The 11,973-nt window shown below is 73.1% G+C and carries 9 protein-coding genes and 1 pseudogene; 7 read left to right on the top strand and 3 right to left on the bottom strand.

What is annotated here, in order from left to right; translation table 11 throughout:
* Positions 1–42 precede the first annotated feature (42 nt).
* Positions 43–246 carry an MbtH family protein gene (locus tag ACWGKQ_RS23435; protein WP_453293886.1) on the top strand — a complete coding sequence of 68 codons (204 nt, stop codon included), beginning with the start codon at positions 43–45 and terminating at the stop codon, positions 244–246.
* 64 nt (positions 247–310) lie between these two features.
* Here the strand turns inward: ACWGKQ_RS23435 and ACWGKQ_RS23430 are convergent, their stop codons facing one another.
* From ACWGKQ_RS23430 to ACWGKQ_RS23420, 3 genes are all read right to left on the bottom strand, one after another.
* On the bottom strand, positions 311–1,381 hold the full coding sequence (locus ACWGKQ_RS23430; RefSeq protein ID WP_453293885.1) for an iron-siderophore ABC transporter substrate-binding protein: 1,071 nt from the start codon (positions 1,379–1,381) through the stop codon (positions 311–313).
* 73 nt (positions 1,382–1,454) lie between these two features.
* A complete protein-coding gene (locus ACWGKQ_RS23425; RefSeq protein ID WP_453293884.1) occupies positions 1,455–3,356 on the bottom strand; it encodes an ABC transporter ATP-binding protein in 1,902 nt (633 codons plus the stop codon).
* Positions 3,353–5,035 carry an ABC transporter ATP-binding protein gene (locus tag ACWGKQ_RS23420; RefSeq protein WP_453293955.1) on the bottom strand — a complete coding sequence of 561 codons (1,683 nt, stop codon included), beginning with the start codon at positions 5,033–5,035 and terminating at the stop codon, positions 3,353–3,355. Before ACWGKQ_RS23420 ends, ACWGKQ_RS23425 begins: the two co-directional genes overlap by 4 nt.
* 203 nt (positions 5,036–5,238) lie before the next feature.
* Here ACWGKQ_RS23420 and ACWGKQ_RS23415 point away from each other — a divergent pair, with 203 nt between their 5' ends.
* The 6 genes and pseudogenes from ACWGKQ_RS23415 to ACWGKQ_RS23390 all read left to right on the top strand — a co-directional run bounded on the left by ACWGKQ_RS23415 (position 5,239) and on the right by ACWGKQ_RS23390 (position 11,834).
* Positions 5,239–5,673: a GNAT family N-acetyltransferase gene (locus ACWGKQ_RS23415; RefSeq protein ID WP_453293883.1), complete on the top strand. Its 435-nt coding sequence runs from the start codon at positions 5,239–5,241 to the stop codon at positions 5,671–5,673.
* 33 nt (positions 5,674–5,706) lie between these two features.
* Positions 5,707–6,396 (top strand): Type 1 glutamine amidotransferase-like domain-containing protein, encoded by a 690-nt coding sequence (locus tag ACWGKQ_RS23410; protein ID WP_453293882.1) that lies wholly within the window; start codon positions 5,707–5,709, stop codon positions 6,394–6,396.
* 106 nt (positions 6,397–6,502) lie between these two features.
* Positions 6,503–6,706, top strand: a pseudogene (locus tag ACWGKQ_RS23405) (sugar-binding domain-containing protein); the annotation flags it as partial.
* A 106-nt stretch (positions 6,707–6,812) separates the two neighbouring features.
* Positions 6,813–9,296, top strand: coding sequence for an HAD-IA family hydrolase (locus tag ACWGKQ_RS23400; protein ID WP_453293881.1), 2,484 nt, complete (start codon positions 6,813–6,815; stop codon positions 9,294–9,296).
* A 161-nt stretch (positions 9,297–9,457) separates the two neighbouring features.
* On the top strand, positions 9,458–10,987 hold the full coding sequence (gene miaB / locus ACWGKQ_RS23395) for a tRNA (N6-isopentenyl adenosine(37)-C2)-methylthiotransferase MiaB (RefSeq protein ID WP_453293880.1): 1,530 nt from the start codon (positions 9,458–9,460) through the stop codon (positions 10,985–10,987).
* A 127-nt stretch (positions 10,988–11,114) separates the two neighbouring features.
* Positions 11,115–11,834 carry a class III extradiol dioxygenase subunit B-like domain-containing protein gene (locus ACWGKQ_RS23390; protein WP_453293879.1) on the top strand — a complete coding sequence of 240 codons (720 nt, stop codon included), beginning with the start codon at positions 11,115–11,117 and terminating at the stop codon, positions 11,832–11,834.
* Positions 11,835–11,973: the final 139 nt, after the last annotated feature.

The raw sequence follows: 11,973 nt of genomic DNA, 5'->3' as shown, positions 1-11,973 counted from the left end.
ACCGCACCCACCGAACCGACCGAAAGGCAAGGACCCGCTGACATGAGCAACCCGTTCGAGAACCCCGACGGCGTCTACTCCGTCCTCGTCAACGACGAGGGCCAGTACAGCCTGTGGCCCGACTTCGTGGACGTACCGGCCGGCTGGACGGTCGTCCACGGCCCGGCGGCCCGGCAGGAGTGCCTGGACCACATCGAGACGCACTGGACGGACATGCGGCCCAGGAGCCTGGTCGAAGGCCCCTGACAGACGCAGCGAGAAAGGGGGGGCGGCCCGGTGTCGAACCGGGCCGCCCCCCTTCTCCCTGCGCTCACGACGCCGGCTGTGCCACCTTCGTCGACGTCTTGCCGTCCACCGCCGCCGCCAGCTGCGGCACCAGGCGGTCCAGGACGTAGGGGATGCTCAGCACGGTCGACAGGGACACCGCGTTGCCGTAGTCGCTGGTCTCCTTGATGAAGACCTCACGGCCCTGCTTCACCACGTTCAGATCGCCGTAGACCGGGTCACTGTGCAGCTTGGTGACCGACGTGGTGGTGTCCGGCGCGATCCACACGGCCACGTCCTGGTCGAGCAGGTCGTAGCGCTCCTTGCTGATCTGGGCGCCGAACTGGTCCCCGATCACCTTGTCGAGGTCCTTGGGCAGCGCGAAGCCGAGGTCCGACAGGAGCCGGGAGCGCGGGTCCTGGCTGCCGTAGACGAACACGCCCTGGTACGGGGTCGCCATGACCGCCGTGGCCTTGGCGAACGCGGGGTTGGCCTGCTTGGCCGCCGCGAACCTGGCCTCGACGCCCGAGACCAGCGTCTTGGCCTCGTCGGCCTTGCCGAGCGCCTGCCCGATCTCCTCGGTCTGCTGCTGCCACGGCACGCCGTAGTCGTTGTACTGCTTCGGCTGGGCCACCACCGGCGCGAACTTCGACAGGCTCTCGTACTGCGCCTTGGTCAGCCCCCCGTACACGGCGAGGATCAGATCCGGCCTGAGCGCGGCGATCTTCTCCACCTGGGGGCCGGTGCCGGTGTCCTTGAGGACGGTCGGCGCGGGGGCGCTGCCGAGCTTGTCCTGGGCCCAGGGGCCGATCGCGCCCTTGTAGCCGCCCAGCCACTCGGTCGTGCCGACCGGGACCTTGCCGAGGGCCAGGACGGCGTCCTGGTCGGTGAGGCCGACGGTCACGATCCGCTTGGGTTCGGACTTGATGGTCGTACTGCCGAACTTGTGGGCGATCGTCACGGGGAACGAGCCGGCGGACGAGCCCTCCTTCGCGGCCGCGGACGAGCCGGAGGTGCCGTCGGAGTCGGTGGAGCCGCAGGCGACCGCCGTCGCCGTGAGCAGGAGTACGGAGGCGAGCAGGCCGGTGAGCCTGGACACTCTGGTGGCGCGGGGCATCGGCTGATCCTTCTGTTCTTGGCCGTTCTCGGCGATGGGGTCCGGCGGGGGCGGCTTGGTTCGGAGAGGGAGCTCAATGGGGGGCGGCGGGGGAGCGGTGGTCCGACCAGGCCTGCCACAGGGCGGCGTACCGGCCCCGGGCGGCGAGGAGTTCGCCGTGGCTGCCCTCCTCCACCACGCGGCCGTCGCTCAGCACGACCACCCGGTCGGCCGCGGCGGCCTGGCTGAGCCGGTGCGCCACGACCAGTGCGGTACGGCCGCGCAGCGCCTGCTCGGCGGCCTCGTCGAGGAGCCGGGCGCCGGAGCTGCCCGCCTCCGCCGTCGCCTCGTCGAGCACGACCACCGGCGGATCGGCCAGCAGCAGCCGGGCCAGGGCGAGTTGCTGGGCCTGGTCGGCGGTGAGCCGGTGCCCGCCGTCGCCGACAACCGTCTCCAGCGCCTCCGGCAGCGCCTCGGCCCAGCCGAGGGCGCCCACCGTGGCCAGCGCGTCCCGCAGCTCCTCGTCGTCCGCGTCCGGGCGGGCGAGGCGCAGGTCGTCGGCGAGCGGGCCGGCGAAGACGTGCACCTCCTGGGTGACGAGCCCCACCAGGCGGCCGGAGCCGTCCGGTTCGGCGCCGCCGACGTCGACCCGGCCGGCCTCCGGGCGGTGCAGTCCGGCCACCAGCCGGGCCAGGGTCGTCTTGCCCGCACCCGTGGTGCCGACCAGCGCGACCCGCTCCTTGGGCCGTACCGTGAGGTCGACGCCGTGCAGCACAGGACGGCCGGGCACGTACGCGTGCGAGACCCCGGTCAGCGTCACGGACGGATCGCCCGCCGCACCGGTCGTACGACCGCCCGTGTGCTCGTCGGCCGCGGGCGCCGGTTCGTCGACGACCCCGACCAGCCGGGCCAGTCCCGCCGTCGCCGACTGGGCGTCGTCAAGGAGCACCAGCGCGGTGTTGACCGGCCCGAAGAGGCTGTGGAAGTAGAGCGCGGCCGCCGTCGCCGTACCGACCGAGGAGGCGCCGGAGCGCACCAGCAGGAACCCGGTGACCAGCACGGCGGCGAGGCCCACGTACTCGGCGATGTGCAGCCTGCTGTAGAAGCGCAGCACCAGCCGTACCCCGCGCATCGTCAGCTCCACCGCCGTCCGCGAGCGCTCGGTGACCCGGCGGGTGTGGCCGTCCTGGAGCCGGTACGCCCGTACCGTCCGCGCCCCGCCGATGGTGTCCAGCAACTGCTGCTGCTGGGCGCCGGTGGCGATCCGCTCCCTCGCGTACAGGGGCACGGCGTTGCGCACGTACCAGCGGGCGGTGTGCGCCTGCACGGGCACCGCGAGCAGCGCGGCCAGCAGGAACCGCCAGTCCAGCAGGGCGAGGGCGGCCAGGGTCAGCACGATCGACAGCCCGGAGCGGGCCAGCTCGGGCAGGGCGGTGCGGACCGCGTCGGCGACCCGGGAGACATCGCGGGTGACCCGGGCGTTGAGGTCGCCCGAGCCCGCCCGCTCCAGCCGCTCCAGCGGCAGCGACAGGGCGCGTTCCACGAACAGTTCACGCAGCCGGGCGAGCGCGGTCTCGCCGAGCCTGGACACCAGGGACATGCCCAGCGCGGTGGTGAGGCCCTGCACCGCGGCGACCCCGGCGAGCGCGAGGACGGGCCGGGTGAGCGCGTCGGGGGAGCGGTGCTCCGTGACGACGTCCACGATGTGTCCGAGCAGCGGCTGGGTGAGCAGTCCGACGGCCGTGGCGACCATCAGGGTGCCGAAGCCGGCGGCCGCCAACGCGCGGTCGGGGCGCAGGAGTTCGCGGACGGCCGCGCGGGTGCGGGCGGGCGTGGCGGTGGGCAGCAGATCGCGTTCGGTGTCGTCCGGCCCGGCGGCGCGATCCGGTCCGGCGACGGGGTCCGGCCCTGCGACGGGGTCCGGTCCTGCGGCGGGGTCCGGTCCCGCGATGTGATCCGGCCCTGTGATGGAGTGCCCTGTGGTGGGGTCCGTCATGCCAGCACCGCCGTCCGGTAGGTCTCATGGGTCCGGGAGAGTTCCGCGTGGGTGCCCTCGGCGCCGACCCGGCCGCCGTCCAGCAGCACCACCCGGTCGGTGACGGCGAGCAGCGCCGGGCTGTTGGTCACCACGACCGTCGTACGGCCCTGCCTGAACTCCCGGAGCCCCGCGGCGATCCGGGCCTCGGTGACCGCGTCCACGGCGGTCGTCGGATCGTGTACGACCAGGACCGGGGTGCTGGCCCGCAGGGCCCGCGCCAGCAGGACCCGCTGCCGCTGCCCGCCGGACAGGGAACGCCCGCCCTCGCCCACCCCGGTGGCCGCGCCGTGCGGCAGCGAGCGGACCACCTCGTCGGCGTCGGCGGCGGCCATGGCGCGTGCCGTCAGTGAGTCGTCGGCCGAGCCCGTGGGGACCACGTTGCCGGCGAGGGAGCCCTCGAACAGCGCGGCGTCGTGCGCGGCGACCAGCACCGCGGCCCGCAGCCGGGCCGGGTCCAGCCGGGTCAGCGGCACACCGTCCAGCTCGACCGAGCCGGACTCCGGGTCGCTCTCCCGGCCCAGACAGCTCAACAGGGCCTCGGCGCAGGCCGGATCCGTCACCGCGATCCCGGTCAGCCGCCCGGCGGGCATGTCGAGGTCCACACCGTCGAGGCCGCCGAGCCGTACCCCGCGCAGCCGCAACTCCCCGCGCACCGCGTCCGGAACCGGCTCGTCCCCGCCCGTGACGGCGGGCCCCGCGGAGAGCACCTCGGCGATTCGGGTGGCGGAGGCGCGGCCCTGCGCCAGTTCGGCGTTGACCCAGGCGAACGTCTCCAACGGTCCGAGGAGGAACAGCGCCAGGCCGACGGCGGAGACCAACTGCCCGAGCGTGAGCGACCCGTCGAGCGCCAGCCGACCACCCACCCAGGCGATCAGCGCGATGAACCCGCCGGTGAGGGCCAGCACGAGCCCGGTCTGCCACGACTCGGCCCGCGCCGCGCGCAGGGTGGCCGCGAGGGAGACCCGGCTGGTACGGCGGTAGCGCTCGACCGCGGCCCGCTGCGCACCGAGCCCCTTCAACACCCGCAGCCCCGCCACCAGATCGGCCGCGACCCCGGCGGCACCGGCGGCCCGGTCCTGCTCGGCCTCGCTGCGCCGCTCCAGGGGCTTGCTGAGCAGATGCCCGAGCCACAGCAGCACGGGGGTGCCGAGCAGCACGATCAGACCGAGCGGAACGGACGTCAGCAGCAGCGCCACCGCACTGGCCGCGATGCCGGCGATGGCCGAAATCCCGCTCATCAGCGCCATGTTGACCGCTCCGACGCGCTTGGCGTCCTCGGTGGCGACGTTGGCCAGTTCACCGGAGAGCCGCTCCGTCTCGGCGCCGCCCCGGGGGTCGAGCACCCGGCGTACGACCGCCAGCCGAAGCTCGTGGGCGGCCTCCTCGGCTCCGCGCTCCCCGGCCCGCGCGCCCAGCCGGAAACTCCACGACAGGCACACGTACAGGACGGCCAGCACGGCCAGCCACCACACCAGGCGCCCGGCGTCCCGCCCGGCCACGGCCTGGTCGACGACGACACCGATGAGGACGGGAACCAGGGCCTCCCCGAGCTGGTGCACGCAACCGAGCGCCGCCCCGAGACCGACCCGCCGCCCCTGCCCTCTGACCGACCTGGCCAGGACATCCCGCCCCGACAGCTCCCCTGATCCCACCGGCCACCCTCCGGAGACGGTCAACTTAGGCAAGGCTACTCTAAGTAAATGTGGTCGCGTCAATCCCCGACTGCCCTCCACTCCACGCCCGTACCGGGCTCCGGCGGGGTCGGCAGGAGCCGCGCGCGCCATGCCACACGGCCCTCGCGGCGAGCCCTGCGGGCCCGGTCGACGGATAGGCTCCCGGTATGGATGTCCGTGTAGAGATCGTCCGGGAAGCAGGCGAGGAACTCGTCGACGCCTTCGGCCGGTTGCTGCCGCAGCTGTCCTCGACGGCCAAGCCCCTTGACCACGAGGCGATCGACCGGATGGTGTCGTGTGATGCCAACACGGTGCTTGTCGCCCGGACGTCCGAGGCGATCGTCGGAACCCTGACTCTGGTGCTGTTGCCCCTGCCGTCCGGGATGAGGGGCCGCGTCGAAGACGTGGTCGTCGACACCGCGGCGCGGGGCCAGGGGGTCGCGGCACTCCTGACCCGGGAGGCCTTGCGGATCGCCCGGGAGGCGGGTGCCCGGACGGTGGATCTGACCTCCCGGCCGGATCGTGCCGCGGCGAACCGGCTCTATGAGCGTCTTGGCTTCCGGGCCCGGGAGTCGATGGTCTACCGCTTTCCGATCGACTAGGGCCGGCCCTGTGGTCGGCTTCGCTCGACATGCATGCGATGCGGGGGCGCGATGAAGCTTCTCCTCACCGACTCCGGTGTCAGGAACGCAAGCATTCTGGCGGCGCTGGTCGATCTCCTGGGCAAACCGATCGCCGAGGCCGGCGCACTCTGTATCCCCACCGCAGGATACGGGGGCCCGCACGGGGATCCGGGCGGGCCGTGGCGTTTCAGCGGAAGCTCCCCGCATCCCATGACCGGGTTGGGGTGGAAGTCGGTGGGCGTGCTGGAACTCACCGCACTGCCCGACATCGACAAGGAACGCTGGGTCTCCTGGGTCCGGGAGGCGGACGTCCTGCTGGTGAACGGCGGCGACGCGCTCTACCTGTGCCACTGGATGCGGGAGTCCGGACTGGCCGGCCTCTTCCCGTCGCTGCACGACACGGTCTACGTGGGGCTCAGCGCCGGGAGCATGGTGCTGACGCCCCGCGTCGGGGAGCACTTCGTCGACCGGACGCCGCCCGCCGGGGACGACAGCATGCTGGGCGTCGTCGACTTCTCCCTCTTCCCGCACCTCGAGAGCCCGGACTGCCCGGAGAACACCATGGCCGAGGCGGAACGGTGGGCCGCCGGGATGAACGGTCCGGCGTACGCCATCGACGCTCAGACCGCCATCAAGGTGACCGACACCGGCGTCGAGGTCGTCTCCGAGGGGCACTGGAAGCTGTTCGACCCGGTGTCCTGAGCGGAGGGCGCCGCCAGCTCGCGCTACAAGGTCGCGCGGATCCTCGACGAGTGCCTGGAGAAGGGCACCGCCAAGATCGAGATCGCCGCCCGGACCAGCGGCCGCCCTGCTGGGCATCAGCTGGGGCCGGCCCCCCCCGGGCACCCCCGCCGACGCCGACCTCGCCGAACGGACCATTGGCATAGACTTTGACGTGCTCCGGCAGATCCCCGAGGTCATCGCCGTGGCCTGCGGCGAGTCCGAGGCCCGGGCCATCCACACCGTCCTGCGCGGCGGACCGGTGCACTCCCTGGTCGTCGACGACCGGGCCGCCCGCCGCGTGCCGGCCCTTCACTCCCGACAGGCCCAAGCCGCGTCCACGAGGCATCCTGACCCACAGGCGAAGAACGCGGATCCTCCGAGCCAGGAGGCGAACCGTGAAGACCACGGCCAGCGGGCATTCCACACCCGGCGGGGACCGACCCGCCGGGCCCGTCGACGCGGTGCTCTTCGACATCGGCGGCACGATCTACGACGACGAGCGCTACGTCCAGGCCCTGTACCGGGCGGTCACCGAGCTGGCCGGGAACGTCGACGAGGCCGAGTTCTGGGCGCTGTACGACGCCGAGCGCGAGAGCGGCGGCAGGCTGCTGCGCACCGCGTTCGCCCGGCGGTTCGTCCCCGGCGGGGACGGCGCACTGCTGCACCGGCACGTCGTCGAGCACTGGGAGTACCCGGTCGAGGCGCTCTACCCCGATGTCTGGCCGGTGCTGCCCGCGCTGGTGCGCCAGTACCGGCTCGGCATCGTCTCCCTCTCCCCGCCCCAGGTCAGGGAGGCGCTGCGCCGTGACGGCCTGTACGGACTGTTCGACGCGATCCTGCTCGGAGGCGGGCGCTACGAGAAGCCGGATCCCCGGGCCTTCCTCGCCGCGCTGGAACAGATGGGAGTGCCACCGGAGCGCGCCGTCTTCGTCGGCAACCGGCTCGACACCGACATCCGGCCCACGGCGCGGATCGGTATGCGCACCGTGTGGATGCTGCGCGGCGAGGCCCCACCGGCGCCGACCCGCGGCCAGCTCGCGGAGACCGACGCGGTGATCACCTCACTGACCGGGCTGCCGATGGCGCTGGCCCGGCTGACCGACCGCCCCGCCCCGGTGGCGGCACGGGTACGGGGCATGTCGACCGCCGCGGCCGACATCACCGGCCAGTACCGGGCCAGACAGCGGCTCTCCATCGTGAGCGCGGCCAGCATCCGTATCGGCAGCACTCTCGACGTGCGGCGGACCGCTCAGGAACTCGCCGAGGTGGCCACCGGGCACTTCGCCGACTTCGTCGTGGTCGATCTCTTCGAGTCCGTCCTGCACGGCGACGAGCCGGAGGCGCTCGCGGCCGCCGAGTCCGTCGTCCTCTGCCGGGCCGCGGCCAAGTCCGTCCTGCCCGGCTGCCCGGAGTCCGTGGTCGAGGTCGGGCAGCGGGCCCGGTACCCCGAGGACTCCCCGATGAGCCGTGCCCTGGCCACCGGAGAGCCGGCGCAGTTCTGGATGGGGGACCCGGCCATGCGGGGCTGGCTGACCACGGATGCCGCGCGCGCCCGCGTCGTGCGCGAAGTCGGTGTGCACGCTCTCGCCGTGGTGCCGATGGTCGCCCGCGGCACCACCCTGGGACTCGCCGAGTTCATGCGGCACCGGATGCCCTACGCCTTCGACGCGAACGATCTGCTCCTCGCCGAGGAGATCACGGCCAGAGCGGCCCTGGCCGTCGACAACGCCCGGCGCTACACCCGCGAGCGCAACACCGCGGTGGCGCTGCAGCGCAGCCTGCTCCCCCGGCTGGCAACCCGGCAGACGGCGGTGGAGGTCGCCGCCCGCTACCTGCCGGCCGACACCGAGGCGGGGGTCGGCGGCGACTGGTTCGACGTCATCCCCCTCTCCGGCGCCAGGGTCGCGCTCGTGGTGGGCGACGTGGTCGGCCACGGCATCCGGGCCTCGGCCACCATGGGACGTCTCCGCACCGCCGTCCTCACCCTCGCCGAGATCGACATTCCGCCCGACGAACTGCTCACCCAGCTCGACGACCTCGTCCTGCGCCTCGAACGCGAGGAGGGTCCGTCCGCCGAGTCGGTCGACGAACCGGAGGCCGAGGTCGTCGGCGCCACCTGCCTGTACGCGGTGTACGACCCGGTCTCCCGCCGCTGCACGCTCGCTCGCGCGGGGCACCCCGCTCCCGCCGTCGTGTACCCGGACGGCACGGTCGCCTTCCCCGACCTGCCGGCCGGCCCGCCCCTGGGCCTGGGCGGCCTGCCCTTCGAGTCGGCCGAGCTCGACCTGCCCGAAGGCAGCCTGATCGCCCTGTTCACCGACGGCCTCATCGAGACCGCCGACCGGGACGTGGACAGCGGACTGACCCGGCTGAGCAACAGCCTGCACCATGCTCCGCAGTCCCTCGAAGACGCCTGCGACAAGGTGCTGCGGGCGCTGCTCCCCGACACCCCCTCCGACGACGTCGCCCTGCTCCTCGCCCGCCCGCAGACCCTCCCCGGCGCGCATGTCGCGACCTGGGATCTTCCCTCGGACCCCGCGGTGGTGGGCCGCGCCCGCCGGCTGACGACCGAGCAACTCGCCGCCTGGGCGCTGGAGGAGATCTCCTTCGTCACCGAACTGGTGGTCAGCGAACTCGTCACCAACGCCATCCGGTACGGTCAGCCGCCCCTTCGACTGCGTCTGATCCGGGACATCAACCTCATCTGCGAGGTGTCCGACGGCAGCAGTACCTCACCTCACATGCGGCGGGCTCGCTCCTACGACGAGGGCGGACGCGGCCTGCTCCTGGTCGCCCAGTCGAGCGCGCGCTGGGGCACCCGCCACACCACGTCCGGAAAGACGATCTGGGCCGAGCAGACCCTTCCCGCACTTCCATGAGGTCACCGGCCGGCCGCCATGACCGCGACCTCGCCGGAGACGACCACGACCGGCACACCGTCGTCGTGCGCGAGTGCGGTGATCATCGAGTGGATCTCCGCCTCGGCGGGCGTGGCAGAACGTGGATGTGGGCTGTTCCGGTGAGCACCTACCCTTGACCCATGACCAGCAGCAGCGACCGGAGCCCGGCAGTGGACGTTCAAGGATCCAAGACCTACGAAGTCCGCACCTACGGGTGCCAGATGAACGTCCACGACTCCGAGCGATTGTCCGGGCTGCTGGAGGAGGCCGGGTACGTGCGCGCCCCCGAGGGGTCCGACGGCGACGCCGATGTCGTCGTCTTCAACACGTGCGCGGTCCGGGAGAACGCCGACAACCGGCTGTACGGCAACCTCGGCCGGCTCGCGCCGAGGAAGGCGGAGCGGCCCGGGATGCAGATCGCGGTCGGCGGCTGCCTGGCGCAGAAGGACCGCGACACCATCGTGCGCAGGGCCCCCTGGGTCGACGTCGTCTTCGGCACGCACAACATCGGCAAGCTGCCGGTCCTGCTGGAGCGCGCCCGGGTCCAGGAAGAGGCCCAGGTCGAGATCGCCGAGTCGCTGGAGGCGTTCCCCTCCACCCTGCCGACCCGGCGCGAGAGCGCCTACGCCGCCTGGGTCTCCATCTCCGTCGGCTGCAACAACACCTGCACCTTCTGCATCGTCCCGGCCCTGCGCGGCAAGGAGAAGGACCGCCGCACCGGCGACATCCTCGCCGAGATCGAGGCCCTGGTCGCCGAGGGCGTCTCCGAGATCACCCTGCTCGGCCAGAACGTCAACGCGTACGGCTCCGACATCGGCGACCGCGAGGCCTTCAGCAAGCTGCTGCGGGCCTGCGGGACCATCGAGGGCCTGGAGCGGGTCCGGTTCACCTCCCCGCACCCCCGTGACTTCACCGACGACGTGATCGCGGCCATGGCCGAGACCCCGAACGTGATGCCGCAGCTGCACATGCCGATGCAGTCCGGTTCGGACACCGTGCTCAAGGCCATGCGGCGCTCGTACCGGCAGGAGCGCTACCTCGGCATCATCGAGAAGGTGCGGGCCGCGATCCCGCACGCGGCGATCACCACCGACATCATCGTGGGCTTCCCCGGCGAGACCGAGGAGGACTTCGAGCAGACCCTGCACGCGGTGCGCGAGGCACGGTTCGCGCAGGCCTTCACCTTCCAGTACTCCAAGCGGCCCGGCACCCCGGCCGCCACCATGGAGGGCCAGATCCCCAAGGAGGTCGTCCAGGCGCGCTACGAGCGTCTCGTCGCCCTCCAGGAGGAGATCTCCTGGGAGGAGAACAAGAAGCAGGTCGGCCGCACCCTGGAGCTGATGGTCGCCGAGGGCGAGGGGCGCAAGGACGGCGCCACCCACCGCCTCTCCGGCCGCGCCCCCGACAACCGCCTGGTCCACTTCACCAAGCCGGACCAGGACGTCCGCCCCGGCGACGTGGTCACGGTCGAGATCACCTACGCGGCTCCGCACCACCTGCTCGCCGAGGGGCCGACTCTCGGCGTACGGCGCACCAGCGCCGGCGACGCCTGGGAGAAGCGGAACGCGGCCGAGGCGGCCAAGCCGGCGGGCGTGCTGCTGGGGCTGCCGAAGATCGGGGTGCCGCAGCCGCTGCCGGTGGCGACGGGCAGTGGCTGCGGCTGCGACTGAGGGCTGCCGCAACACGGGCGGAAAGGAGCATCACCAGCTCGTGGTGCTGGTGCTCACGTTGATCGACCTGACCGACGTGCTGATCGAGGACTGACCTCCGGCGGCCGTCGGCGTTACCCTGCCGATCATGCTTGTCGCCGCCGCAGTCTGCCCCTGCCCGCCCGTCCTCGTGCCCGAGGTCGCCCAAGGCGCTGCCCCCGAACTGGACGCCGCGCGTGCCGCCTGCGCCGACGCGCTGGGCGTGGTCGCCGCCGCCCGGCCCGACCTCCTGGTGGTGACAGGGCCCGCCGAACAGCCGGGGCGGGGCGTGTTCCCCCAGGGCAGCCGGGGCACGTTCCGGGGTTTCGGGGCCGACGTCGACGTACGGCTGGGCAGCGGCACGGCCGGCGCGGACGTCGGTGAACGGGAGCTGCCGCCCTCGCTCGCCGTCGGCGCCTGGCTGCTGGAGCGCACCGGCTGGGCCGACGCCCCCGTCGAGGGACTCGGCGTCGGCGAGCCCCTGGAGGCCGAGCGGTGCGTCCGGGTCGGCCGGGAGATCGCCGGCCGGGCCGCGCGGGTGGCGATGCTGGTCATGGGCGACGCCAGCGCCTGCCGCACCCTCAAGGCGCCGGGCTACCTGGACGAGCGCGCGGCCCCCTTCGACGCCGAGGTCGCCCGAGCCCTCGGCACCGCCGACATCGCCGCGATCAAGGCCCTCGACGCCGACCTGGCGTACCGGCTCAAGGCCGCCGGCCGGGCCCCCTGGCAGGTCCTCGCCGGTGCGGCGGAGGACGCGGACCTCGCCGGGGCCCTGCTCTACGACGACGCCCCGTACGGCGTCTGCTACCTGGTGGCGACCTGGTCCTGAGCACCCGCGGAAACGGCGGGCGGGCCGGGGTGGGGGGTCTCTGGGGCGGCCCCCCGTGTTATCCCGGGTACGCCCCGCTCAGGGAACCCGCGGCGGGCCCACCCGCCGGGGGGGGGCGGGGGGGGGGGGCGGGGTACCC

The sequence above is a fragment of the Streptomyces sp. NPDC054770 genome (assembly GCF_053611985.1).
This window is presented reverse-complemented; position numbering and strand designations above follow the sequence as displayed.

Excerpts from the sequence above, each read along its gene's own strand:
- ACWGKQ_RS23435 (WP_453293886.1), top strand. The coding sequence starts at position 43 with ATGAGCAACCCGTTCGAGAACCCCGACGGCGTCTACTCCGTCCTCGTC.
- ACWGKQ_RS23430 (WP_453293885.1), bottom strand. The coding sequence starts at position 1,381 with ATGCCCCGCGCCACCAGAGTGTCCAGGCTCACCGGCCTGCTCGCCTCC.
- ACWGKQ_RS23425 (WP_453293884.1), bottom strand. The coding sequence starts at position 3,356 with ATGACGGACCCCACCACAGGGCACTCCATCACAGGGCCGGATCACATC.
- ACWGKQ_RS23415 (WP_453293883.1), top strand. The coding sequence starts at position 5,239 with ATGGATGTCCGTGTAGAGATCGTCCGGGAAGCAGGCGAGGAACTCGTC.
- ACWGKQ_RS23410 (WP_453293882.1), top strand. The coding sequence starts at position 5,707 with ATGCGATGCGGGGGCGCGATGAAGCTTCTCCTCACCGACTCCGGTGTC.
- miaB (WP_453293880.1), top strand. The coding sequence starts at position 9,458 with ATGACCAGCAGCAGCGACCGGAGCCCGGCAGTGGACGTTCAAGGATCC.
- ACWGKQ_RS23390 (WP_453293879.1), top strand. The coding sequence starts at position 11,115 with ATGCTTGTCGCCGCCGCAGTCTGCCCCTGCCCGCCCGTCCTCGTGCCC.